This is a genomic window from Mesorhizobium sp. BR1-1-15, assembly GCF_020165475.1.
Classification (GTDB): domain Bacteria; phylum Pseudomonadota; class Alphaproteobacteria; order Rhizobiales; family Rhizobiaceae; genus Mesorhizobium.
Window position 1 is genome coordinate 1 of sequence record NZ_JAIUIF010000015.1, and the last position, 23,906, is coordinate 23,906.

The 23,906-nt window shown below is 64.0% G+C and carries 20 protein-coding genes; 4 read left to right on the top strand and 16 right to left on the bottom strand.

Annotated elements, in window-relative coordinates:
* Positions 1–756, bottom strand: a 756-nt coding sequence (locus LB541_RS22185; protein ID WP_224619606.1) for a helix-turn-helix domain-containing protein, incomplete at its 3' end; no start/stop codon positions are given.
* Positions 757–1,026: 270 nt separating this feature from the next.
* Between LB541_RS22185 and LB541_RS22190 the strand changes: the two genes are divergently transcribed.
* Positions 1,027–2,661: a tetratricopeptide repeat-containing sulfotransferase family protein gene (locus tag LB541_RS22190; RefSeq protein WP_140624140.1), complete on the top strand. Its 1,635-nt coding sequence runs from the start codon at positions 1,027–1,029 to the stop codon at positions 2,659–2,661.
* A gap of 51 nt (positions 2,662–2,712) precedes the next feature.
* Here the strand turns inward: LB541_RS22190 and LB541_RS22195 are convergent, their stop codons facing one another.
* The 9 genes from LB541_RS22195 to LB541_RS22235 all read right to left on the bottom strand — a co-directional run bounded on the left by LB541_RS22195 (position 2,713) and on the right by LB541_RS22235 (position 13,458).
* The gene (locus LB541_RS22195; RefSeq protein ID WP_140495995.1) at positions 2,713–3,066 is read right to left on the bottom strand and encodes a DUF1428 domain-containing protein; all 354 of its coding nucleotides are present in this window, start codon (positions 3,064–3,066) and stop codon (positions 2,713–2,715) included.
* Positions 3,067–3,179: 113 nt separating this feature from the next.
* The gene (locus LB541_RS22200; protein WP_140495994.1) at positions 3,180–3,605 is read right to left on the bottom strand and encodes a VOC family protein; all 426 of its coding nucleotides are present in this window, start codon (positions 3,603–3,605) and stop codon (positions 3,180–3,182) included.
* A gap of 153 nt (positions 3,606–3,758) precedes the next feature.
* Positions 3,759–3,941 carry a hypothetical protein gene (locus LB541_RS22205; RefSeq protein WP_140495993.1) on the bottom strand — a complete coding sequence of 61 codons (183 nt, stop codon included), beginning with the start codon at positions 3,939–3,941 and terminating at the stop codon, positions 3,759–3,761.
* A gap of 127 nt (positions 3,942–4,068) precedes the next feature.
* Positions 4,069–4,377 (bottom strand): HigA family addiction module antitoxin, encoded by a 309-nt coding sequence (locus LB541_RS22210; protein WP_140556065.1) that lies wholly within the window; start codon positions 4,375–4,377, stop codon positions 4,069–4,071.
* A gap of 27 nt (positions 4,378–4,404) precedes the next feature.
* On the bottom strand, positions 4,405–4,683 hold the full coding sequence (locus LB541_RS22215) for a type II toxin-antitoxin system RelE/ParE family toxin (protein ID WP_140524899.1): 279 nt from the start codon (positions 4,681–4,683) through the stop codon (positions 4,405–4,407).
* A 64-nt stretch (positions 4,684–4,747) separates the two neighbouring features.
* The gene (locus LB541_RS22220; protein WP_140671193.1) at positions 4,748–6,274 is read right to left on the bottom strand and encodes an ABC-F family ATP-binding cassette domain-containing protein; all 1,527 of its coding nucleotides are present in this window, start codon (positions 6,272–6,274) and stop codon (positions 4,748–4,750) included.
* A 415-nt stretch (positions 6,275–6,689) separates the two neighbouring features.
* Positions 6,690–9,851, bottom strand: a complete 3,162-nt coding sequence (gene uvrB / locus LB541_RS22225) for an excinuclease ABC subunit UvrB (RefSeq protein WP_140671195.1) — start codon at positions 9,849–9,851, stop codon at positions 6,690–6,692.
* 127 nt (positions 9,852–9,978) lie between these two features.
* Positions 9,979–11,637: a DUF2778 domain-containing protein gene (locus tag LB541_RS22230; protein WP_140631858.1), complete on the bottom strand. Its 1,659-nt coding sequence runs from the start codon at positions 11,635–11,637 to the stop codon at positions 9,979–9,981.
* A 618-nt stretch (positions 11,638–12,255) separates the two neighbouring features.
* Complete coding sequence (locus LB541_RS22235) at positions 12,256–13,458, bottom strand: hypothetical protein (protein WP_224619608.1); 1,203 nt, start codon at positions 13,456–13,458, stop codon at positions 12,256–12,258.
* A 195-nt stretch (positions 13,459–13,653) separates the two neighbouring features.
* Between LB541_RS22235 and LB541_RS22240 the strand changes: the two genes are divergently transcribed.
* Together LB541_RS22240 and LB541_RS22245 are read left to right on the top strand one after the other, a co-directional pair.
* Positions 13,654–14,682, top strand: coding sequence for a CapA family protein (locus LB541_RS22240; protein ID WP_140495987.1), 1,029 nt, complete (start codon positions 13,654–13,656; stop codon positions 14,680–14,682).
* A gap of 164 nt (positions 14,683–14,846) precedes the next feature.
* Positions 14,847–15,815, top strand: a complete 969-nt coding sequence (locus LB541_RS22245; protein WP_224619682.1) for a hypothetical protein — start codon at positions 14,847–14,849, stop codon at positions 15,813–15,815.
* Positions 15,816–15,831: 16 nt separating this feature from the next.
* Here the strand turns inward: LB541_RS22245 and LB541_RS22250 are convergent, their stop codons facing one another.
* The 3 genes from LB541_RS22250 to LB541_RS22260 all read right to left on the bottom strand — a co-directional run bounded on the left by LB541_RS22250 (position 15,832) and on the right by LB541_RS22260 (position 18,332).
* The gene (locus LB541_RS22250) at positions 15,832–16,326 is read right to left on the bottom strand and encodes a YegJ family protein (protein WP_140495986.1); all 495 of its coding nucleotides are present in this window, start codon (positions 16,324–16,326) and stop codon (positions 15,832–15,834) included.
* A 151-nt stretch (positions 16,327–16,477) separates the two neighbouring features.
* Positions 16,478–16,993, bottom strand: coding sequence for a hypothetical protein (locus tag LB541_RS22255; RefSeq protein ID WP_140495985.1), 516 nt, complete (start codon positions 16,991–16,993; stop codon positions 16,478–16,480).
* A 208-nt stretch (positions 16,994–17,201) separates the two neighbouring features.
* Positions 17,202–18,332: a hypothetical protein gene (locus tag LB541_RS22260; protein WP_224619611.1), complete on the bottom strand. Its 1,131-nt coding sequence runs from the start codon at positions 18,330–18,332 to the stop codon at positions 17,202–17,204.
* Between the two features lie 795 nt (positions 18,333–19,127).
* Here LB541_RS22260 and LB541_RS22265 point away from each other — a divergent pair.
* A complete protein-coding gene (locus LB541_RS22265; protein WP_140524892.1) occupies positions 19,128–20,066 on the top strand; it encodes a diacylglycerol/lipid kinase family protein in 939 nt (312 codons plus the stop codon).
* A gap of 90 nt (positions 20,067–20,156) precedes the next feature.
* On the opposite strand, the gene LB541_RS22270 is transcribed toward LB541_RS22265, so the two are convergent.
* The 3 genes from LB541_RS22270 to LB541_RS22280 are packed head-to-tail and all read right to left on the bottom strand — an operon-like array spanning position 20,157 to position 23,898.
* Positions 20,157–21,074, bottom strand: coding sequence for an NAD(P)-dependent oxidoreductase (locus tag LB541_RS22270; protein WP_140524891.1), 918 nt, complete (start codon positions 21,072–21,074; stop codon positions 20,157–20,159).
* The gene (locus LB541_RS22275; protein WP_140495981.1) at positions 21,071–22,285 is read right to left on the bottom strand and encodes a mandelate racemase/muconate lactonizing enzyme family protein; all 1,215 of its coding nucleotides are present in this window, start codon (positions 22,283–22,285) and stop codon (positions 21,071–21,073) included. Before LB541_RS22275 ends, LB541_RS22270 begins: the two co-directional genes overlap by 4 nt.
* Positions 22,282–23,898, bottom strand: coding sequence for a GMC family oxidoreductase (locus LB541_RS22280; protein ID WP_224619612.1), 1,617 nt, complete (start codon positions 23,896–23,898; stop codon positions 22,282–22,284). The genes LB541_RS22275 and LB541_RS22280 overlap by 4 nt, the downstream gene beginning before the upstream one ends.
* Positions 23,899–23,906: the final 8 nt, after the last annotated feature.

Here is a 23,906-nt window from a genome sequence, read left to right on the forward strand (position 1 = left end):
ATCCTGCAAGGTGGAGAACATCCGCTCCGAGCGGCCTCGCGCTTCAGGGGAATAGGCTGGAATATGTTCGATACCCAGCCGCTCGAGTGCCCGGCCGACCTGGGTCAGCCGGCTTTTGTCGACCGCCTCGCCGGCTTTCAGCGTCACGAAATAGTGGCTGCCGCGATCGCTGTAGAGGCTCGATGGCAATCCCTTGGCGACGAATGTCTCCAGAAGGCCCTGAAAGCTCGACGCCGTGCCTTCCTCCTCGATCAGGAAGGCCGAATAGATCGTGCTCGTCGCATCGTCCATCGTCACGATCAGGTCCAGCATCGGCTCACCCGCCAGCCATCGATGACGGCTGCCATCCTGATGCAGCATCATCCCCTCGCAAGGCTTCCTCTCCCGCTTGCGCCGGTGAGCACCGCGCCGCTTGGCCCGTTCCACAAGGCCCGCCGCGTGGAGCTGCGTCTTGATGAAGGTGTAGCCCCAGCTGAAATGGTGATCGCGCAGCAGGTGCTCGTGGAAATGCTTCACATTCCAGCCGAGATAGCGATGACGGTAAAGCTCCAGCATCTCCTCAATCGCTTCCGCCGGCACCCGACGCGTCGAAAGCTTGCCCAAGCGCCGATCCAGCAACCCTGCTTCCCCAGCCTCTTCGTACCGGTCGCGGTAGCGTCGGAATTGCCGCTCCGACATGCCAAGCAACTCCCCTGCCTCCATCATCGAAAGATCGCCACCATTCCAGCGGCTCAATACGTCCCGAAACTTTTGCATTCTCCGGTCCTGTAGCCATGCCGTCCGCTTCATCCCAGCCTCCATCCGCTGGCGATAAAACCGGACAACTCACGTGCTACCTAATCCGGACAACTCATCTGCTTACGACAGAAATCAAGCAAAGCCTTGAACCCGCCGCGCCAATGGCCTAGATCGCGGCAGGCGGACAAACACGGCAGGTTTCCCATTAACAGAGATCAGAGACGAGCGGCGGGTGCTGGCGCCAACTCCGGCTCGGGCGGACAGCCGCCGTCGAGTCTCGACCAGCATGTGCAGAGGGCGCTGCAACTGCATCAGGCGGGGCGGCGGCAAGAGGCCGAGGCGCTCTATCGGCAAGTGCTGACGCACAAGGTCAACCATGCGGCGGCTGCGCATTTTCTCGGTCTTTTGCTGCACCAGACCGGGCGCAGCGCCGAGGGGCTCGGTCTCCTCGAGCAATCGGTGCGCTTGCAGCCGAAGAATCCGGATTTCCTCAACAACCTCGGCACGGTGATGCGCGATCTCGGCCGTGTCGCGGCGGCCGCCGACTTCTTCCGCGGCGCGGTGGCGCTGCGGCCGGACCAGCTCGCGGCGCGCGACAATCTCGGCTCGTCACTGAAACAGCTTGGGCAGTTCGAGGGCGCCGAGGAGATCTATCGCGGCACGGTCGCGCGCAATCCCTTCCATTTCCGCGCCCGCATCGGGCTTGCCGAAACCTTGCAGGAAGCGGGGCGCCTGGACGAGGCGCTGGCCGTCTTTCGCGAGGCGCTGTCGATCCGTCCGAAGGACGCCGAACTGCTGCACGGGCTGGGCGTCGGGTTGATGGAAAAAGGCGAGCTCGACGAGGCGGCCGACCTGTTCCGGCAGGCGCTGGCGGCCGATCCCGGCATGGCGCGCGCCTGGCTGATGCTGACGCAGGTCAAGCGCCAGAAGGAGCGCGATGCCGAATTGACCGGGATGGAGGCCCAGCACGCCAAGGCGCTGCCGGACAGCCTGGCGCGCATGCAGCTTGCCTTCGGCCTCGGCAAGGTCAACGACGATCTGAAGGATTATAACAGAGCCTTCGACTATTTCGCCGAAGGCAATGCCATCCGCCGCAAGGGCATCGACTACGACGCGGAAAGGACACGCGCCGAATTCGAGGCTATGAAAACGGTGTTCGACAGGGATTTCTTCCAGAAGCACAGGCCCAGCGCGATCTCCGACGATACGCCGATCTTCGTCGTCGGCATGCCTCGTTCGGGCACGACCCTGGTCGAGCAGATCATCGCCAGCCATCCGCAGGTCTACGGCGCCGGCGAGCTCGGCATCCTGAAGACGGCGGTCGGCAGGCAGTTCCCGGCGACCATGCCCGGCGGCTTCCCCTGGGGCGTTTCGGATGCGCCCGATACGGATTTTGCCGAGGCGGGACGCGCCTATCTCGACATGCTGCATGCCCGCTATCCGCACATGCGCCACGTCACCGACAAGATGCCGGGCAACTTCCTGCTTGTCGGCTTCATCCACATGATGATGCCAAAGGCCAGGATCATCCATTGCGCCCGCGATGCGGCGGCAACCTGCCTTTCGATCTACAAGGTGCATTTCCGCGGCGACAGCCACCGCTACGGCTATGATCTGGGCGAACTCGCCGATTTCCACAATCTCTACACGGACATCATGGCGCATTGGCACAAGGTGCTGCCTGGCGTCGTGCACGATGTGCGCTACGAGGATTTCGTCGCCGACCAGGAAGGCCAGAGCCGGGCGCTGATCAACTATCTCGGGCTGCCATGGGACGATGCCGTGCTGTCGTTCCACCAGACCGACCGGCCGGTGCGCACGGCTTCCGCCGCGCAGGTGCGCCAGCCGATGTATCAAGGCTCGGTCGACCTGTGGAAGCGCTACGGCGACAGGCTGAAGCCTCTGCTGGACAGACTGGCTTAATGCGGCTCGGCATTTCCGGCGGAGCGCTCCCGCTCCGCCCAAGTGCGTTGCCTACAATTCCATGAACGTCTGGAATCCGCCGAAGATCATGCGCTTGCCGTCGAACGGCATTGTCGACATATCCGGCTGCAATCGTGGATCGGCCATCACCTTGGCCATGACCGCGTCGCGGTCCTGCCTGGATTTGTAGACGATCCAGGAAAAGATGACGACTTCGTCGTCCTTGGCCTGCACGGCGCGTGGAAACGACGTGACCTCGCCATAAGGCACATCGTCGCCGACGCACTCGACATAGGCGAGCGCGCCGTGTTCCTTCCAGACGGCGCCGGCGGTGTTGGCCAGCTTCTTGTAATCGTCGAGTTTTGCCTTTGGCACGGCAAGCACGAAACCGTCGACATAGGACATGGCAATCTCCTTGTTTGCTGCATCCGGCGCCGGGCCGGCAGGGATGCGACCCGGGGCAGGTGGGCGCGCCCTTCTCGCCGAGAGTGCTGACGCCCGCTATCGAATTGCGACGGTTATTGCTCCACTGGAGCGTTCATCGCCCATGCGACTCCGAAAGGGTCCTTCACCTGGCCCCAGCGGTCGCCCCAGAACATCACCTGCAGCGGCGTCACGATCTCGCAGCCGGCGTCGACCGCGCGCTGCCACCAGCCGTCGATCTCGTCGCTGCCGAGATGAAGCTGGAGCGTATAGCCCTGCGGCGCCTGGTGCGGGTGGCCGTGCTCGGGATAGGCGTCACCCAACATCAGCGTCGAGCCGTTGATGTGGAGGTGGACATGCATCGTGCGGCCTTTTTCGTCCGCGGGGTAGGCAAAGACCTGTTCGGCGCCGAACGCCTTCTGGTAGAATTCGGCAGCCTTGAAGGCGCCGTCCACCTGCAGATAGGGGGTCAATCCGCCGAGCACTTTCGCCTTGGGCTGAACAGGGGTCTGGTCGGTCATTGCGTGTTCCTCTTCACGTTTGATTTGGCCTTGCGGACATAGGACGCGTGAGGTGACGGCGGTCCTACATGGGCTTGAAATTTTTCTCGTGGGCCGGGCCCGGACTGGCCGGGCGACCGGCGAACTCCAGCAATAGACGCATGGCTCGGCCGTTCATATGACCCTGGCCGGGACGGCGGCTGAGCGGCGGCTGTTCTGCGCGTCGAAGAGTTCTGGAAAGCCGATGTCCTTGCGCAGTTCGACGGGCAGCGAAAGCAGGATGCGCTCGCTGCGATGGCGGGCACGCGCCGCCGCATATCGGGTTGCGATGCGGCCGATGGAGGAAAGGACGGACATGATGCATTCTCCCTGGGTTGGCGCCGGCATCATCGTGTCGGCATCCCAAGGACGAGGCAGGTTCAGGCGATCCGACAGGTCGTCGATTTTTCTCGCAGCGTTTAATTTCTCATTCGAGCGCCACCGCCTACGCGACCTTGAGCGTCGGAATAGCCGAAACATCCACCTCACGTTCGGCATGCCAGGCATCGAAAGCTGCCTGCATGCGAAGCCAGATCGCGGCCCCGTCGCCGAACAGCTTCCCAAGGCGGGCGGCCACAGCCGGTGAAACCGGCTTCTTTTCGCGGATGATATCATAGAGCTGCTGCCGGGAGATGCCGAGCAGGTTTGCAATTTCCACCTTGGTCTTTCCAGTTGCCGGGATAATGTCCCCAAGCAGCGCTCCCGGGTGGGAGGGACAGCGCTCGATAGGACGCGTCGGCTCGTGCACGCTCATTGGTCGAACTTCTCCAATCTGGCCGCCTCAGTGGTATTGCTCGAAATCGACGCGGGCGGCGTCCTTGCCGTCGAATTCAAACGTGATGCACCACGGGCCGTTGACGTGGACCGTGTAACGGATGGGATCGAAGCCTCTCAGCGCATGGAAGGCAAAGCCAGGAAGGTTCATCTCCTCCGGCTTTTCTGAAGCTTCCAGGCGGTCAAGCCGGACAAGAACGCGCTTGTGCATCTTGGTGTCGATCTTGCCGGTTTTCCCGGCTTGAAAGAGCTCTGACAGGGCCTTGTTCCTGAAAGACTTGATCATGACGTATGTAAACAGATCGCTTACAAGATTCAAGGACCTGTAAGCGGATAATTTACAATCCGATCTATCCCGCCCCTTCAGCCACTGAGCGGAAGAACTCCTTGGGATCGTCGACTTCGGTCAGCCGCCGCCTCTCGATCAGCCAGAAGCGGTTGCCGATGGCACGGATGAAGGAGCGATCGTGCGAGGCGAGCACGCAACTTGCCTGGTGCTTGAGCAATCCCTCCTCCAGCGCTTCCTGGCCGTCGATGTCGAGATGGTTGGTCGGCTCGTCGAGCAGATAAAAATTCGGATTGGCGAGCCTCAGCGCCAGCATCATCAGCCGCGCCTTCTGGCCGCCGGACAGCACACTGATCCTGCGCTCCTGCATCTCGATGCCGACGCCGGCGCCGGCAAGCAGAGAGCGGGCGCGCTGTTCGCCGACATCGTAACGGCGCGACACCATCGCCAGTGGCGTATCGTCGCCGCCGATGCCGGACAGCGCCTGGTCGCTGTAGCCGAGCACCGTCGACGGCGTCACCTTCACGTTCTGAACCGTGTCGGGTTCGATAATGGCGTTGCGGATCAGCGTGACGAAGCGCGACTTGCCGACGCCGTTGCGGCCAAGCAGCACGATGCGGTCGCCCTGGCAGATGTGGCGCTTGCCGGTCCTGAACAAGAGCGTGCCGTCGGGCGTTTCCACCGCCGCGTCGTCGAGCGTGATCAGCACCTTGGCGTGCGTGCCGCGATTGGCCAGCCGGATCGCCCCCGCCGATTTCTCGTGATGCGCCGGGGCCGCCGCGTCCTCAAGTCGCTCCGCGCGCTGCTTGAGCTGCTTGGTCTTGACCGTGAGAAGGTCGCTGCCCGAATTGATGCCGATATTGTTGAGCTTGGCGGCCTGGCGTCGCAATTGCTGCGCCACCTTCATGTCGCGCTGGAATTTTCGCTCGGTCGAGGCATCGACCTCATCGAGGGCCTGCCGGGCGCGGGAGTAGGGAAGGGAAAACACCGGCGACTGGTCCGGGCGCAGGAACAACGTGCGGTTGGTGGCGGCGTCGAGAAAGGCGCGGTCGTGGCTGGCGATCACCACCGGCACCTCTCGCGGTAGCGCGTTCAGCCAAGTTTCGAGCTGGCTGATGCGGGCAAGGTCGAGATGGTTAGTCGGTTCGTCGAGCAGCAGCATGTCGGGATCGGTGACCCAGACACGCGCGATCAGTGCCAGCCTCTGCCAGCCGCCGCTCAGCGCCTGCATCTCTCGCTCGCGCATCGCCTCAGGAACGTCGAGCGAATCCAGCACCACATCGACACGCCATAGTTCGCTTTCGGCTTGCTCGGGCGGCAAAGCGTCAGCCACCACCTGATGAAAGCTGCGGCCAAGCAGGGCAGCAGGAACGGACTGCTCGACATGGCCGACGCGCAAGCCGCGCGTGCGGGTAATGTCGCCGGAGGTCGGCTCCATCTCGCCGGCCAGGCATTTGAGCAAGGTCGACTTGCCGCGACCGTTGGCGGCAACGATGCCGAGCCGGTCGCCGCTGCCGATGGTGAGGTCGAGATTGGAAAAGAGCGGCGCACTCATCGTGACGCCGAGGGATTTGAGGCTGATCAGGGCCATGTCGATTTCTCTGGTCTATCCGGAAAGTCCGGCTCAATGCACTTTGTCAGTGCGCAAGCGGCCATCAGGCTCGGCAATGCGCACCACGAAGGGCAGACCAAAAAATCGAAGCGGGAAAAACCCGGACCGTCCCTGGTCAGCCCTGCAAGCAAGCTCGCAGGGCGGAAATCGGGCCACGCTGACGATGGTGATCGATAAACACGCAGCCCTCCTTTCAAGACGTTGGGTGTGGGGACTGAGTACACCAAAGGTCATGCGCTGGGCAAGAGGAGGGTAGCGTCGAGCGAGGCGCTGAAGCTGCCAATCTCCCCACTCGTGGGGGAGATGTCCGGTCCACCCTCCGCAGCTGCAGCGCAGCTGCTGTGGAGGACGGGCAGGACAGAGGGGGCGCTGTCCAGCCGGCATTTCGAACGAACTACTTTCCGGGCCTTCCTGTCTTTGCGGGCCGGCGCTTTTCGCGGCGGGCGTCGCCGGGGGCTTCGTAAGAACCAATGCCGGCGCGTTGGCGCACGATTGGTTTGTCGTCGCGTTCCTTCGCGCCCCCCTCTGTCCTGCCGGCCCCAACAACGGGGGAGATCGGCTGTGGCTTCGCCGGCACTTTTCCCTCGACCGGTTTCTCGGTGCGACGCACGGTCATCTCGTCGAGAGAGTTTTTCTTGAACAGTGGTTTGGTCGGCTCGCCGGGGATGCCGAAATCCGAGCCGTGTGCTTCGGACGCCGACTGTTTCTTGAACAGCGAGCGCGACACGGCACCGGCCGGCGTCGGCATGTCGGTGCCTGGGCCCATGTCGTCGATCGACGGTTTGGCGAACAGGGGCTTCTTCACCGGCACCGCGCCATCGGCGCCCATCTCGTCGAGATCAGGCTTGCGGAAGAGATTGGGCCGGGCAGCCTTGGCTGCCTCTTCGGCGGCGCGTGCTTCGTCGAGCTTGCGGAACCGCTCCTGTTCCTCCGATGTACGATGCCTGGCCACGCCCTTGTTGTGCTTGCCTTTTTCGCGGCCCGAGACCGGGCTTTCCATATCGGCGTATTTGGCCAGCGGATCGTCGGAGATCGACATCTCCATCTCACGCAGCCGCTTGATCTCGTCGCGAATGCGGGCCGCCTTCTCGAAATCGAGGTTGGCGGCGGCGTCGCGCATCTGCTTCTCCAGCGCGTCCAGATGGGCCTTGAGGTTGTTGCCCATCATGGCGCCGGCGCTGTCGGTGAACTGCGAGATATCGGCGCGGACATGGTCCTTCTCGTAGACCGAATCCAGAATGTCCGAGATGCGCGACTTGACCGATTCCGGCGTGATGCCGTTGGCGGCATTCCATTCCATCTGCTTTTCGCGGCGGCGGTTGGTCTCGGCCATCGCCCGCTCCATCGAGCCGGTGACCTGGTCGGCATAGAGAATGACCTTGCCGTCGACATTGCGGGCGGCGCGGCCGATGGTCTGGATCAGCGACGTCTCCGAGCGCAAAAAACCTTCCTTGTCGGCGTCGAGTATGGCGACAAAGCCACATTCGGGAATGTCGAGGCCTTCGCGCAAAAGGTTGATGCCGACCAGCACGTCGAAGGCGCCGAGGCGCAAATCGCGCAGGATTTCGATACGCTCCAGCGTGTCGATGTCGGAGTGCATGTAGCGCACACGCACGCCTTGCTCGTGCAGATATTCGGTCAGGTCCTCGGCCATGCGCTTGGTCAGCACGGTGACCAGCGTGCGGTAGCCGGCCTTGGTCGTCTCGCGGATCTCCCCGACGACGTCGTCGACCTGGGTCTTGGCCGGGCGCACCTCGACCGGCGGGTCGATGAGGCCGGTCGGTCGGATGACCTGCTCGGCGAATACGCCGCCGGACTGCTCCATCTCCCAGCCGCCGGGCGTTGCCGAGACAGCGACCGAGAGCGGGCGCATGGCGTCCCATTCCTCGAAGCGCAGCGGCCGGTTGTCCATGCAGGAAGGCAGGCGGAAGCCGTATTCGGCAAGCGTCGCCTTGCGCCTGAAGTCGCCGCGATACATGCCGCCGATCTGCGGCACGGTGACGTGGCTTTCGTCGATGAAGACCAGAGCATTGTCGGGGATATATTCGAACAGTGTCGGCGGCGGATCGCCCGGCTGGCGTCCGGTGAGATAGCGCGAATAGTTCTCGATGCCGGCGCAGGAGCCGGTGGCTTCCAGCATTTCCAGATCGAAGCGGGTGCGCTGTTCCAGACGCTGCGCCTCCAGCAGGCGGCCGGCGCGCTCGAGCTCGACCAGACGGTGCTTGAGCTCTTCCTTAATCGACTTGATGGCCTGGTTCAGCGTCGGGCGCGGCGTCACATAATGCGAATTGGCGTAGATCTTGACGCTTTTCAGCTCGCCCGTCTTCTGGCCGGTCAGCGGGTCGAATTCGGTGATCGCCTCGATTTCGTCGCCGAACATGGAGATGCGCCAGGCGCGATCCTCAAGGTGGGCCGGGAAGATCTCGATCGTGTCGCCGCGCACGCGGAAGGAGCCGCGCACGAAATTGATGTCCTGGCGCTTGTATTGCTGGGCGACGAGGTCGGCGAGCAGAGCGCGCTGGTCGAGCCGGTCGCCGATCTGCATCTGGAAGGTCATGGCGGTATAGGTCTCGACCGAGCCGATACCGTAGATGCAGGAGACCGAAGCGACAATGATGACGTCGTCGCGTTCGAGCAGCGAGCGCGTCGCCGAGTGGCGCATGCGGTCGATCTGCTCGTTGATGGAGGATTCCTTCTCGATGAAGGTGTCGGTGCGCGGAACGTAGGCTTCCGGCTGGTAATAGTCGTAGTAGGAGACGAAATACTCCACCGCATTGTCGGGGAAGAATTTCTTGAACTCGGAATAAAGCTGCGCCGCCAGCGTCTTGTTCGGCGCCAGGATCAAGGCGGGACGCTGCGTCTCCTCGATCACCTTGGCCATGGTGAAGGTCTTGCCCGAGCCGGTGACGCCCAGCAGCACCTGCGTGCGGTCGTTGTTTTGGACGCCCTCGACAAGGTCCTTGATGGCGGTCGGCTGGTCGCCGGCCGGCTCGAAATCCGACACCATCTTGATGGTGATGCCGCCTTCGGACTTTTCCGGCCGGGCAGGCCGGTGCGGCGTCCACAGCACGCCGTCCTTGTGCAGCGGATTGCCGGATTCAATCAATGCCGAGAGAGCCGCCACCGTCGCGGTGACGCCGCTCGACGTCATCGTCTCGGCTTCCTCGAGCGAGACGTCGAGGCCGGCGACGGGATTGAGGCCGGCCGCCGCGCGCTCGCGGGCTGTCGCCGCGCCGCCCATCGAGGTGCCACGCGCCGTGCGCCCGGGCGCCGCGGAGCGCTCGGGGATCTTCTTCGATGGCTTCGGCGACTTGCCGCCGTCCTTGCCGGCCTGGCGCCCTTCGCGTTCGGCTTCCTGCTCGATCTGCTCGGCCCAGTCCGCGACCGAACCGGTGAGCGGCGTGCCCGACAGTTCGGGCTGCGGCATCTCGGCGAAGCCGCCTTTGTGCAGCGGTTCCGAGGCGTCGAGGAAATCGGTCAGCGGGCTGCGCCGCTTGGGCGCGGCGCGGTCGTCATTCGCCGTCGGCGGCGTTCTCTTTTCGGTGGATTTGGCCATGTCCGGAATATGGGAGGTCTCGGCGAAAATGGAAAGAGCGCGATCAGCCGAGGCGCACCACCAGATGCGGCTCCTGACAGAAGGCTGTCAGGAGGAGGCAAGTGCCGGTGATGCCTGCCGATTGCGGTCAGGCGCCGCGTGCGTTGTCCGCCACGCGTGTCGGCGATCCGTTCAGGCGCGGCACCACGACGAGGCGCTTGATTTTGCCCTTCTTGAAGGCGGCGAGGAAGCGCGCATAGTCCTTGAAGGCGACGCATCCACTGGACTGTGCGTAGCGGCCCCGAAGCAGGTAGGTGTGGGCCAGCAGCCCGTCGCGGTTGTATTTATTGCGGCCATCGACGGGTGTCAGACGCAAAGCCTCGACACCATGAAAGCGCGACTCGCGCAAGGACAGATTGTAGGTGTTGGGCGGTGTCGGTCCGCGGTTCTTCTGATCGGCATAGCGCGGCTGGTCCGCCATGGCGCCGATGCCCGAATGCGCTTCGAGCCTCGAACCGTCGGGCATGTAGACGGTCTTGGCGCTGATGTCATAGATGGCGACACCGCTGCCGGCTCCGCTCCTGGAGCCGCCCGGCGCGTTGAACAGGTTCCTGAACGCCTGGCCGAGGCCGCCCGAAGGCGTGTCTGGCTTTGCATAGGCCAACGCGTCGCCGCCATCCGCCGGCCGGCCCTGCCGGGCCGGCTTTGCCGGCTGGGCTTGCTGGATCGGCTTTGCCGGCTGGGCTTGCTGGACCGGCTTTGTCTGAGGTGCCGGCTTCTGCTGCACGACCTTGGGCTGTTGAGTCGGCTTTTCCTGCTCCACGGACTTCAACGGCTCCGGCGCGTCGAATTGCGGCCGACGGGTCGGCAGCGGCACGTCATCGGTGAGCGCGTCGGGCAAGGCCGCGGCATCGCCCGGCTGTTCCTGCTGGGTTTCGACAGGCGAAACCGCGACATCGGCCGAAGAGTCCGTCATCGGCAATGGCGAGGCGAATGCCTCGTCCTCGACAGGCAGCGAGCGGGCAAGCGCGAGGGCCAGTTGCGAATTGTCCGGCGTGCCGGCATCCGGCTGGGCAAAATGCATCGGCTGCGGCGCTGTCTGGACAACCACCGAGCCGGTGTCGATCCGGGCGAAGCGCTCCGCCGCGGGTGCCGGCAAGTCTTCAGACAGGCTGGCGACGAGCTTGGCGCCCGGCACCAGCGATGCCTCGGCGACCTGTGGAGCGGAGGTTGAGATGATAGGACGGGCGGGTGCGCCGGCCGTGGCCACGGGCTTGGCCGCGTTGGCGAAGGCGGCGGCGAGCTTGCTTGGCGAGAGAGATGCTTCCATGCGCTCGAAGCGCTCCTGCGAGGTCGTCTTGGCGACCGGGACAGGGTGTGCCGTGGACGCGGCCACGAGGCGCGCCGACTTTTCCGCCCGAGGAGCGAGCGCGGCCAGCCTGAAGCATCCGGAGCCGCATTGCACGGCGTGGTTCTGCAGCGCCTGCGTGCCGCCATCGGCGTTGGCCAGTGCGAATGGCGCAGCGGGCATCAGGAAATGCTGTTTCAGCGGATCGGCAAGAGCGAGCGAGCCCGGCATGGCCAGCCTCTGCGGCAGGACGCTCGACGTCGACGACAGCGAAGCGCCGACGGAGCTCAGACCAGCCATTGTCCCGACCAGCCACAGGCCAACGGCAGCGCTGACGCCGGGCACCGCGACCCAGCGGACGATCCGCTTAGAGTTGAAGGATGAGGCACGTGACGCGTTGCCGGCAGCTTCGCCGTCCCAACGCCTGTCCCCGACAATTTTCTTACTCAAGAACGCCATTCAACCAATCTTGCTCCAATCGGCTCCCACGTCCGCGGCTGTGATAGCCGCGACGACCATTCTGTGAGTGATCCCAGGTGGTCCCCGACGCGTTTGCCGCGCCTGTCTTTGGTTGCCGATTGCTTCAAAATATGGACAAAGTTGGTTAACCAATCCCTCTCAAAACCAACCGAGAGACGTGGACTTTGTGCCAAAAAAGGCTCGTCCACGACCATGAACGCGGTATTGCAGCCCTTCCAAGAGTATTTTGCTGCCTGCTTTTAACGGCCGAGTCAAGCAAAACAGCTCTTGCTAATTGAAGCGAATGGCCGTTTCAGCGGGGCCGCGACGGTGGCGCGTGTCATTCCGTACTCCCGAGAAGGCCCAGTGCGTCGCCCCAAAACTGCTATCCGCCCGCAGCAGATAACCGGCCCGTACCGCGGTTTCGCGGCGACCATTGATCGGCCACCGTGTTGGCGCGGCGGTTCGCGCCGGAGGAGGCGGAAGCGGTGCTGTACCAAGGCGCGATTTTCTAGGGTTTGCAATGGAGCTTCTACCTCCCCCTTGTGGGGAGGTCGGAGCGCAGGTCCGGGTGGGGGGCTGGCGCCGACCGCCCAGGAACGCAGCCCTGTTAGGCCGTCAATTGAACCACAGCGCAAACGTCAGGAAACCACCGCCGCCGAATTCGCTCTGGATCTGGTCGAAATCGTCGCTGGTCAGGATTGTGCCGCTTTCGAGATACGGCGCGATGGCCGGGCCGGTGATCGACAGCACCAGGTCGAACGGTTTCGGCTCGTCGAAGAAGCGCTTCATATTAATGCCCTTGCCGGTGATGCGGAAATGCGGCAGCAGCACGCGGCCTTCGAGCAGGTCCTCGGCCATGGTCAAGGTGGCGAGCCAGGCCGCGACCTGCTGCTCTCCGACTTCGAGGCCGGTGAGCGGGTTTTCGCCCTTCTGTTGCGGTCCCGGCAGCCATTCGCGGTCATTGTCGGTCTCGGCGCGGATCGCCTTCCAGTCCTCGCGCGACAGCCGGATCATCTCCAGCAGGTGACGGCGCGCCGCCTGCCGCCGCTCGGGCTCGACCACCGGCCAGTTGACAAGATGCACCAGCGAGATGAAATCGGCGATGCGCCATTCCGAGGAGAAGATGCTGCTGCCCATGTCGCCAGCCGGCGGAACGAGGATGTCCTGCAACGGCAGTTTTGCGCGCGGGAAGAGCATGTGGAAGGAACCGTCGAACGTGCTCCTGAAATCATGCGCCAGCCAGAAATCGGCCTGCGCCATCAGGAACTCGGCATAGCCCTGCAGCCAATAACCGTCGGCGCGGTCGAAGCGGAAGGTGAGCGCAGGCGCGGCATCGTCGGGCGCCACGCCGCGCGACAGCGAGGCCATTATGGCGGCAATGCTTTCGTCCGGCGCGATCGTGCCGTCCTCGTTAAGGTCGATGCCGACTTGGGTGAGGTCAATGACAATGCCGATATCGGCATTGGCAGGCACCGAGCCCAGCGTGGCTGCGGATTTCTCGAGCCGGTTGCGGAAGGCGACCAATATGGCGCGGAACTGTTCGTAGGTCAGCGGTTCGGGGTTCGGGTTTTCCGGCACAGGCAGACGCATCAGCGGCAGCATGAAGGATCGCGGGCTCTCGAAGCCGTGGCGGTGCAGACCGCTGGCCAGCAATTCCAGCGCGGTGAAGAATTCGCCGGCGCCGGCGGCATAGGCGGATGCCGGGTCGGTGGATGCGGCTGCCTCCAGCGTCGAGAGCGCCGTGTCGCGCGCGACCACGGTTTTGGCCTCGAACAGAGCGGCCGCGGTTTCGGGCATGGCGGCCTGCGCCGAAGACATCGGCAGAACCAGAGCAAGTGCCAATGCCAGCAGACTTGCCAGTGGTGGTCATTTTCCCCCTCCCATGCGCGTCGTGCCGGCAATCATACACGCATTTGCAATGCCGCGTCTGCCGGGCGCTGATGCATGATTGCCATTGGCTGGCTTCAACGCGCCCGGCAGACGGTCTACACAGGGCAAACGATTGGACATCGCGTGTCGAACTATCCGCTCTCCTACAAACTGTCGTGGCTGCCGCGATTCCTGAAACCGTCGCTGTCCGGTGGTGTGCAAGGCTTCGCGCCCGTGGCCGGAACGATGGTGGATCGGGCGCCGAAACGGACGGTGCGGCTCGCCTTCGTCGGCGACATTTCGGCGGTGGCCAACCGCAGCGCGCCCGACTGTGATCCGGTGATCAAAACGCTGCTTGGCGCGGCCGACCTGGTGATCGGCAATTGCGAAAGCCCGATCGTGGACAAGCCAAGCGCCGTGCTCGGCACCAGGCTCGGCACCCATCACGCGATGAGCGAGCGCTTTCTCGGCGACGCGTTGGCGGCAGTCGGCATCTCGCGTGAAAGACTGGTGCTGTCGCTGGCCAACAACCATGTGCTCGACCAGGGCGTCGCCGGTTTCGATGAGACCGTGGCGGCGCTGAAGCGGCTCGGTATCGGCACTATTGGCCTCGCCGGCAACAGCCCGGTGCAGCCTGTCGAAGTCGGGCCGCTGACTGTCGGGTTCGCCGCCTTCACGCTGTGGCGCAATGCGGGCGAGGACCTGTTCGCCGGCCGCGTTTCGATGGCCGGCGATATTGCCCACCTGCGAGGTGACGGGTTCGATCTCCTCTGCGCCGTGCCGCATTGGGATTGGGAGTTCCGCCACTTTCCGCGCGCCGAAACGCGGAGACTGGCGAGGCGCCTGGCAGGGCAGGGCGTCGGGCTGATCGCCGGCCACCACGCCCATGTCGTGCAGCCGGTGGAGTGGATCGGCGATACGATTGTCGCCTATGGACTTGGCGATTTCCTCGGAACCGCCCTTATCCGCCAGCCTTGGCCGGGACGCATTGGCGGGATTCTTGTCGCCGACGTCAGCGCCGATGCGGGAACGCGGGGGTCAGTCATTTCCTACCGGATGCATCCCTTTGTGCGGCTGCGCGCCGGGGATCATGAGCGGCTGGCGCCGGTGGAAGGATTGGAGGGCCGCATGCGTGACAAGGTGGAGAGGCGGTTGAGCGCGGTCTTTCCGTAACTACAGGTGGTGGACATTGGCCAAGATCGCCATGTCGGCGCTTTTCCAAGCGCTGATGATTGGCGAATGAAGAGGCGGCGCAAGCATCTGTTGAAGAGGCGCTACAGTCGATACTTCAGACAAAACCGGCTATCATGAACCGGTCCAGGCAAGCGGGGGTGGCGGTGGAAACAGCGGATTTCATACCTGGCGACGCCGTGGTTGCCGGCATCCGGAAAAACATCGAGGCTTATGAAGCGGCGCGGGCCTCCGTGGTGCGGCAGGTACGCTGGCGGGTGCCGCTGTTCGTCGGTTTGGTGCTGGCGACGGTGGTGCTGATCGCCTGGCTGTTCAACAAGGTCGCCGATCCCAACGAGCAATGGTTCTCGACGCCGCATGTGTTCCTCTATGTCGTCGGTTTCGCGGTTTCGATCCTGCTTTATTTCCAGGCGATGAAGCCGGCGACGCGGCTGCAGCAATCATTTCGCCAAACACTGCTGCCCATCATCTTCGGCTTCATCCGCGACGTGCGCTACGCGCATGGCGGGCGGCCAAATTCCTTCGACCGGCTGCCGCGCGAGGCGGTCGGGCCGTTCAACCGGCAGTCGTTCGACGATGTCGTTTCCGGCCGCTACGAAGAGTTTTCGTTCGAGCTCTACGAAGCGGAACTGCGGGAAGGGACAGGCAAGGGCTCATCGACGGCTTTCAAAGGCGTGATCGTCGCCTTCGAAGCCATCGAACCGTTGCCGGGAATCCTGGTGGCGACGCGGCGGACCAATGCCGTCGTCGGCTTCTTCCGTGGCATGTTCGCCAGCAAGATGCAGGAACTGTCATCCGGCGTGCCGGAACTCGATGCCGCCTATGAGTTCCGCACCGACAATGCCGAGGCGGCGCAGCCATTGGTGAGCGGCCGGTTGGCGCAAGCGCTGAAATGGCTGGGCGAAACCTGGCCGGAGGAACCGGCGCGCGTGGCCCTCAACGGCAGCGACGGTTTTCTGCTCCTGCCGCAGGCGAAGAATTTCTTCGAATTGCCCGCCATTTCGGTGCCACTGGACTACCAGACCCATGTCGCGCCGATGATATCGGATATGGGCGCGATGCTGGCGACGGCAGCGCTGGTGCGCAAGATCGGCGCCAGGGACGAAGCGGCTTGATCAGCCGGCGTTCCCGTCAGCAATCGAAGCCGTACTTTTCGCGCATGTTGTCCGCCTCTTCTTTCGACATTCGCTTGAACATCACGCAGATCGTGAAGCTGCCGACCTGATGGCCGTCCCGCGTATATCCCCAGTCGGAAATGTCGTCCCTGGTGAATTCTATGTTCTGGCCGAGCACGACGTTGTGCACTGCCTCCGGCTCATTGGCCAATATGCCGACAAACCCTGTCCCGGCACGGCGGAACGGTATGACCCAGAAGTGCTCGGTGACATGCCCATCCCGCACCTTGACCTTCAACTTGAACCTACCTGTGCCGGAGGGAGGCATTTCGGACAGTGCCAGGAATTCATCGAGGCCGGCGAGCGCCTGCGCGGTCGCCGCCGCCATGTCGGGATCGCCCGGAGCGAAGATGATCCCCTTGTCGTCACCCGGATCCACGCCTTGCGCGCCGACCGATCCCGGAGCAAGCGCCAGCATCAAGGCTGCCGCAGTTCGAACCGCTGGTTTCATGGAAGGCCCCCCTTCATCGTTGCGGTCGACACAATGCTGCATCCCCATCCGGTTTGCAACCTTTGCGCGAGTCTTGTCTCTTCAGGTCCAAGGTGGCGGCGACCGTTGATGACAGACCGGGATGGTGACGCCGGTGAAGAAAGTTTCGTCCCTACAGCTTGCTCGGCACCAGGCCAGCCAGCCAGTTGGCTGACCGCTTGGCCATGTCGGCGGTCGCCGATACAGCGCGGCCGAGATCGGTCTTGACGACGGCATAGCCGTTTTTCGTACGATAGAGCACGCCGGTGCCGCCATCGACCACCTGTTCATAGGCGACCGGCCGCGCGGCGGCCGCTTCCATCGCCGTCGTCGGCGAGCCGACCGGGACCGTCGGCCTGTGGCTCAGCTCGGGCGGCAGCGTCGGTTCAACGGCGCGGCTGGCGGGCCTCAGCTCCGGGCGCGAAGCGGTCGCGGCCAGTTGCGAGGAGGACGCGGAACCTTTCGCGCGGCAGATGCCAGAGACGAGCGGATAGTTGAAATTGCGCTCGTGCAGCATCTGGCTCTTCATCGCCGCTTCGCACTCGGCGATGGTCGACCACTTGGCCGGCGTCTCGCCGATATATTCGCAAAGCTTGGCGTCGCAGTCGCAGCCGACGATGGTCATGGCGACAAGGGCGGTCTTGATCACGGTCTCGTCCCCTCGATGTGCCCCTCGGCAGCCCATTCAGGTGCATGTCGCTGTCCAAACCGGTCCCTGAGCGGAGCCCGCGGGCACGCTTTGGGCGACATGCGACAGTCCATCGCGCGCGAACAAGGCGGGATTTGGCCGCGATTGTGAAATGAGCGTGGCGTGGCGCTCGACACGGCCGTTCTCCGCGCAGCGTGGCCGAAAGGCCTCAGTAGTCGTAGACGTGCTCCAGCCTGGCGCCTGACTTGATCAGCGCCGGCAATACCAGATGCAGCCTGGGTACGGCTACGACCATGCCGGTGCGGCGTGTCGATGGATCGGCCGGCAGCGGATAGCTGAACAGGATGCGCATGCCTTCGGGGACGGCGATCGAATCCGTGGAGAGCACGGTGATCATGATCTCGTCATTGCCGCCGATCTCGACGAATGAGACGCCCTTGTCGATCAGGCGCGGAATCATGTCGGTGAACATCTGGTAGCGCTTGGTGACGAAAACGGTGCCGTCGGGGCCGTAGTCGCGTTCGAGCAAGGTGTCGGCTTCGTTGCGCGTCGCTTCGCCGACCGGTCCCTTGGCCCAGACGTGGATGTCGAGCAAGGCCGGATCGGACGTTGCCGCGAGTGCCTGCCTGATCAGGCTGGCATAGAACTGCTTGATCGTGTCGGCGAGGGCGAAGGCAAGCTTTCGTTCGCTGGAGCGCACGGCGCTGTCGCCCGGCGCCGGCTGGACCGCGAAAAGCCCGGCGCGCTTCTCGGCATAGGGAAACTGGTACCACGGCCCCTGGTCGAGGAAGGCGGCGTATTCGGCCGCCACCTTGCCCTGGTAGATGTCAGTCGCCGTGCGCCTGCCCGCAATCGCCTCGGTGATGCGGCCCACCGTGTTTTCATAAGCCCATTGCACGGCATGCTCGATCGTGTGGCTGGTGCCGATGACGACCGGCATCTGGTGGTTGGCGTAGTTGAATTTATAGGCGGAGCTGGCGCGGATCACCATGGCGTAGTCCTGCCAGAAGCGGCCGACATAGGCGAAATAGGGAAAGCCGCTCGGCTGGTCCTTGGCGACGAAGCCGGCATATTCGCGCGCAGCATAGACGATGGCCCATTCCGGGTAGGTGAGGAAGGTCGATTCCTCAGGTCGCTGGTAGCCGGGGATTTCGGCGCGCACCCTGGCGGCGAGCGCCGGCGGCGGTGCACCTTCGGCGATACCCGGCAACGGTGTCTTGTCCAGCGACGGCGTCGTCAGGAAACCGTAGGCCAGCCCGGCGATCGGGATCAGGACAATGATGACGATCAGCCAGAGGATCGTCCTGATGACACGCTTCATGAAGCGAAACAGGACCATGGCCGGTCAGGCCAGGGCGGCGGCAAGCTTCTGGATCAATGTCATGAAGTACCCCCTTCAGCGAACCCGCCTGCAAACGCAAACGGACTCTGACAGGGCGATACTAACCGATTTTGGCGCGCGGTGAAGCGGCGCCCGCAACTTCGCCGGGAAGGCGCTTGAGCGGGAGGGAAAAAGACAGTCGGCGCCGGGATTTCTCCCAGCGCCTCCCTGTCAGACCAGGACACGGTCACGGCAGCAACTTCCGTAAAGTCGTCGCACCAAGCCGGCCTTGATTTTGACGGTCCTGCCAGTCGCCGCCCGAAGGCCGCGCCCGTTCCAGACCACGCCGGTCTCCACCCTTGCGGGCTTTGCCCTGCGGCCATCGAAGGTTTTTGCCGTCCTTCATGGCAGCATCGGTCCGCCGTCGGCGTTGGCACGCTTTCCGCGGCCCCGTAGGTCTCGGCTTCCGTCCCTCGAAGCAGGCGAGCCTGCTCTCGCTTCGGGCCGTACGGGCCTCAGGAAATCCGCCTTTCACTTTCGCCTTTCGGCTGGGCGATTGGTAGCCGCCTGAGATGGGTTAAACTTACGCCGGCCAAGGATGTTGGGGAATGCCCGCGGGCCTGTGGATAGCGGGATTATCGGGGACCATTGCCAGAAGTCTCGGAATTTCGCCCTCCAAGGCCTTAGACAGCCTGCCCTGCTTTTTCGGGACCCGAACCGAGAGCGCCTATTGCTCAGCCGACGGGCGCGGGCTTCAATGCCGGCAAAGGATCGGGCAGTGCGTGCCTGGCGCCTTGCGGGGAGGGATGCGCATTGAAGGTCGGGGTGGTGCTCAATCCGATTGCCGGCGGCGGCTGGCTGAAACGGCACTGGTCCGAGGTCGCCGCTTCGTTGAAAAATCACTTCGGCGATTTCGAACTGCGCGAAACGCAGGCCGAAGGCGATGCCGAAAGGCTGGCGCTCGACCTCGCGGCAAACGGGTTCGACCTGGTGATCGCGGCCGGTGGCGACGGCACGGCCAGCGAAGTGGCCGACGGCCTGTTGCAGGCGTCCAAGGAAAACGGCCGCGCGCCCGAACTCGGCCTGCTGCCGTGCGGCACGGGTATCGATTTCGCGCGCGGGCTCGGCCTGCCGAAGGAGGTGGACGCGACGCTGAAGCGGATCGCCGGGGCCAAGGGCAGGGCGGTCGATGCAGGGCGCATCTGCTATATCGACGACCATGGCGCGCTGGCCAGCCGGCACTTCGTCAACATTGCGAGCCTGGGGCTCTCGGGCGCTACCGATCGCGCCGTCAACGCCGACAAGCGCAAGGGCAAGGTTGCGGCCAAGACGTTGTTCCTGTGTCGCACCGTGGTCGAATTCGCCCGCTACCGGTTCCAGGATGTAACGATTTCAGTCGATGACGGCGCGCCGGTCGAGGCGCGCATGGCGCTGGTCGCGGTGGCCAATGGCAAATTCTTCGGCGGCGGCATGATGATCGCGCCGGACGCCGAACTGACCGACGGCCAATTCGACATCGTCATCCTGCGCGCGGCCAGCAAGCTGAAGCTGATCTGGGATATCCGCCTGCTCTATGGCGGCAGGCATCGCAACCATCCGGCCATCACCATCCTGCGCGGCAAGAAAGTGGTTGTCGAACCGCTCGGCGACGTGGAAAAGAACGGCGCGCTGGTCGACATCGACGGCGAGTCGCCCGGGCGCATACCAGCGACCTTCGAGATCCTGCCCGGCGCTCTGACGCTCAGATATTGAATCAAGACGTTGCGGCTTTGATTCAGGTCGCTCCGGTCCTGATTCCAGATGAGCGCTCAACCTTTTGAAACCGCTTCAAGTTTCCCGGATTCAGATTTCCAGTTTGGACGGAAAACCGGGCGCGCGCAGGTCGGCGCCGACAGCGTCCTCGAGCAATTTGACGATCTGGGTCGACCAGGCGCCGCCGCCGTAAGCCGCCTTGCCCTGCTCGAAAATCGCATTGACGCGCGATGCCAGTTCCACCGGCACACCGAAATCCCGACTCAGGCCGAGCGCGAAGCCGAGGTCCTTCAGCGCCAGGTCCATGGTGAAGCCGATGTCGTAGGAGCCGTTCAGGATGAGTTGGCTTTCGGTTTCGTGGACGAAGCTGTTGCCGGAGGAGGCGACGATGGCGTGATAGGCTTGGGCGAGGTCGAGCCCGCCTTGCCTGGCCAGCATCAGCGCCTCACCGGCGGCGACGAGATGGATGAAGGCCAGCATGTTGGTGATGACCTTGATCACCGCCGCCGAGCCGATCGGGCCCATCAGGAACGACTTCGCGCACATCGCATCGATGGCAGGGCGATGACGCCCGTAAAGATCGGCATCGCCACCGACCAGCGCGGTGATTTTCCCGGCCGCCGCCAGATGCACGCCACCGGTGACCGGGCATTCCAAGGTCTCGATTCCCCTGGCCGAGGCAAGGCCCGCGAGGCGCACGATCTCGTCGCGGCCATTGGTCGACATCTCAATCCAGGTGCCGCCGGCGGGGAGGCCGTTGAGCAGTCCAACAGGCCCCGCGAGAACCGCCTCACTGACCCTCGGTGACGGCAGGCAAGTTATGGCATTGCCCGCCCGCTCAGCCGCCTCGGCGGGGCTGCCGGCAGCAATAGCGCCGAGCGCCACGAGGCGCTGGACGGCGGTGGGCTCCCGGTCGAAGACGGTGACGGCAAAACCGTTGCGCACCAGGCTGGCGGCAAGTTTGCCGCCGAGATGGCCAAGGCCGATGAAGGCGTAGCGTTCGCTCACGGCATCAGCGGCGTTTGCATCATCTGCAAATGCAGGTCCTTGCCGGTGTAGGGGTGAGCGTCGCAGACGTCTTCGTTGAGTTCGACGCCGAGGCCAGGTTCCTTCGACGGGATGACGTTGCCGTCCTGCCACTCGATCTTCTTCTTGAGCAACGTGGCGTGGAAACCGTCCCACTGCTTCAGCGATTCCAGGATCAGGAAGTTGGGCAGCGTCACCGCCAGCTGGATGTTGGCGGCGCCGACGATCGGGCCGCAATAGCAATGCGGTGCGATCTGGATGTGGTAGGCCTCGGCCATGGCGGCGATCTTCTTGGTTTCGAGAATGCCGCCGGAGCGGCCGAGGTCCGGCTGCAATATGGTCGCGGCGCGGTTCTCGATGACGCGGGCGAATTCGAACTTGGTCGTCAGCCGTTCGCCGGTGGCGATCGGGATGGAAGTCGCGCGGGCGACCTGCGCCATGACTTCGGGCATATCGGGCGGCACCGGCTCCTCGAACCACAAGGGGTCATAGGGCTCGATGGCACGGGCAAGGCGCAGGGCGCCGGAGGCGGTGAACTGGCCGTGCGTGCCGAACAATATGTCGGCACGCGTGCCGACCGCCTCGCGGATCGCCTTGATCATGCGGGTCGAGACGTCGATGTCGAGCAGGCGCGGCTGGTGGCCGTCAAAGGCGGTGTAGGGACCGGCCGGGTCGAGCTTGACGGCATTGAAACCCTGCTCGACATATTCGAGCGCGCAGGCCGCCGCCATTTCGGGGTCGTTGTAGACATTCCTGCCGTCCGGGGCGTCCTCGGAATGGACGCTGCCGGTATGCGGATAGAGGTAAGTGTAGGAGCGCAGCGTCTCGTGCACCTGGCCCCCGAGCAGCTTGTAGACGGGTTTGTCCGCTTCCTTACCAATAATGTCCCAGCAGGCCATTTCCAGCGCCGAGAAGCAGCCCATGCCGGACACGTCTGGCCGCTGCGTGAAGCCGGAGGAATAGGCGCGGCGAAAGAAATTCTCGATGTCGTGCGGATCGCGGCCGACGAGATAGCGCTCGGCCATGTCCTCGACCATCCTGGCCGTGACATGGGCGGAGAAGGTGGCGTTGTAGGCCTCGCCGTAACCCACCACACCGCCATCGGTGGTAAGCTTGACGAAGATGAAATACTTGCCGCCGATGCCGGGCGGCGGATTGCCGACAACCCAGGTCTTGACGTCGGTGATCTTCATTCTTGGTCCTCCAGAACCAGTTCGGCGCCTTTCCATCCGGTCAGGATCGAGGCGGCGTTGGTGTTGCCGGTGATGTTGTCGGGAAAGATCGAGGCGTCGATCACGCGCAAGCCTTCTAGCCCATGTACCTTGAGCCGCGGATCGACCACGGCGCGCGCGGGATCGGGTCCCATGCGGCAGGTCGAAACCGGATGATAGACGGTGCCGGAGCGTTTCCTGAAATCCGTGATCAGGTCGGCGTCCGAAGTGATTGATGGGCCTGGCAAAACCTCCTCCGCGATGATCTCGGCCATAGCCGGCATCGAGGCGATCTTGCGCACGAATTTCACCGCCGCCAGCATCTCCTCGACATCGGCATTGGTCGAATAGGCGTTGCCGACGATCTTGGGATGGTCCAACGGATTGCTGGAGCGGATCATGATCTCGCCGCGGCTCGACGGGCGGCAGTTGGACAGGCCGATGGAGAAGCCAGGCCAAGGGTCCGGCGTCAGGATCGGGCGCTCGCCGCTCTTCGGGATGACGGTCGAAAACGCCTGGAAATAGAGCTGCATGTTGGGCCGGGAGAACGCCGGATCGGTGCGGAAGAAGCCGCCGCCGTGGTTCATCGACAGCGACAGCGGGCCGGAGCGCGTCAGGATGTATTGCATGCCCACCATGAGCTTGCCCCACCAGGGACGCAGGATCTGGTTCAGTGTCGGCAATTTGCCCTTGAAGGTGTAGTTGATGCCGACATGGTCCTGCAGGTTGGCGCCGACATTCTCGTTGGCGTGAATGACCGGGATGCCCAGCCCTTTGAGCAGCGCCGCCGGGCCGACGCCGGAGAGCTGCAGAAGCTGCGGCGAGTTGATCGAGCCGGCGGACAGGATGATTTCGCGGCCGGCGCGGGCCGTCTTCGTCTGGCCGTTCTGTAAATATTCGACCCCGACGGCACGCTTGCCTTCGAACAGGATGCGGCTTGCCAGCGCGTTGGTCTCGACACGGACGTTTGCGCGCTTCATCGCCGGGCGCAGGAAGGCGCGCGCGGCCGACATGCGGCGGCCGTTGCGGGTCGAGATCTGGTAGACGCCGACGCCTTCCTGGGCAGCGCCATTGAAATCGGAGTTGAACGGCAGTCCGGCTTGCTGGCCGGCGGCGAGGTAGCGCTTCGTCAGCGGGTGGACGGCATCAGACGTATCGCTGATGTGCAGCGGGCCACCTCTGCCACGCCATCTATCGGCCCCGGCTTCATTGTCCTCCAGCGCCTTGAAGGCCGGCAGCAGGTCGTCATAGCCCCAGCCGGGATTGCCCGCGTCGCGCCAGTCGTCGAAATCCTCGCGCGCGCCGCGGATCCACACCATGGCGTTGATCGAGCTGGACCCGCCAAGCAACTTGCCGCGCGGCCAGTGGTCGACATTGCCGCCAAGACCGGGATCCGGCTCGGTCTTGTAGTTCCAGTTGACCGTGGGATCGAAGAAGGTCTTGCCGTAGCCGAGCGGCATCTGCACGTAGAAGCGGCGGTCGCTGCCGCCGGCTTCGAGCACAAGCACCGAAAAGCGGCCCGAGGCCGACAATTTATCGGCGAGCACCGAACCGGCCGAGCCGGAGCCGACGATGATGAAGTCGTAGGTCTGCATGATGGGTA

Bases quoted from the DNA above. Each gene is read 5' to 3' on its own strand.
- LB541_RS22195 (WP_140495995.1), bottom strand. From the start codon at position 3,066: ATGTCCTATGTCGACGGTTTCGTGCTTGCCGTGCCAAAGGCAAAACTC.
- LB541_RS22275 (WP_140495981.1), bottom strand. From the start codon at position 22,285: ATGAAGATCACCGACGTCAAGACCTGGGTTGTCGGCAATCCGCCGCCC.
- LB541_RS22250 (WP_140495986.1), bottom strand. From the start codon at position 16,326: ATGAAACCAGCGGTTCGAACTGCGGCAGCCTTGATGCTGGCGCTTGCT.
- LB541_RS22280 (WP_224619612.1), bottom strand. From the start codon at position 23,898: ATGCAGACCTACGACTTCATCATCGTCGGCTCCGGCTCGGCCGGTTCG.
- LB541_RS22215 (WP_140524899.1), bottom strand. From the start codon at position 4,683: ATGATCAAGTCTTTCAGGAACAAGGCCCTGTCAGAGCTCTTTCAAGCC.
- LB541_RS22210 (WP_140556065.1), bottom strand. From the start codon at position 4,377: ATGAGCGTGCACGAGCCGACGCGTCCTATCGAGCGCTGTCCCTCCCAC.
- uvrB (WP_140671195.1), bottom strand. From the start codon at position 9,851: ATGGCCAAATCCACCGAAAAGAGAACGCCGCCGACGGCGAATGACGAC.
- LB541_RS22230 (WP_140631858.1), bottom strand. From the start codon at position 11,637: ATGGCGTTCTTGAGTAAGAAAATTGTCGGGGACAGGCGTTGGGACGGC.
- LB541_RS22205 (WP_140495993.1), bottom strand. From the start codon at position 3,941: ATGTCCGTCCTTTCCTCCATCGGCCGCATCGCAACCCGATATGCGGCG.
- LB541_RS22260 (WP_224619611.1), bottom strand. From the start codon at position 18,332: ATGGTCCTGTTTCGCTTCATGAAGCGTGTCATCAGGACGATCCTCTGG.
- LB541_RS22200 (WP_140495994.1), bottom strand. From the start codon at position 3,605: ATGACCGACCAGACCCCTGTTCAGCCCAAGGCGAAAGTGCTCGGCGGA.
- LB541_RS22220 (WP_140671193.1), bottom strand. From the start codon at position 6,274: ATGGCCCTGATCAGCCTCAAATCCCTCGGCGTCACGATGAGTGCGCCG.
- LB541_RS22235 (WP_224619608.1), bottom strand. From the start codon at position 13,458: ATGTCTTCGGCGCAGGCCGCCATGCCCGAAACCGCGGCCGCTCTGTTC.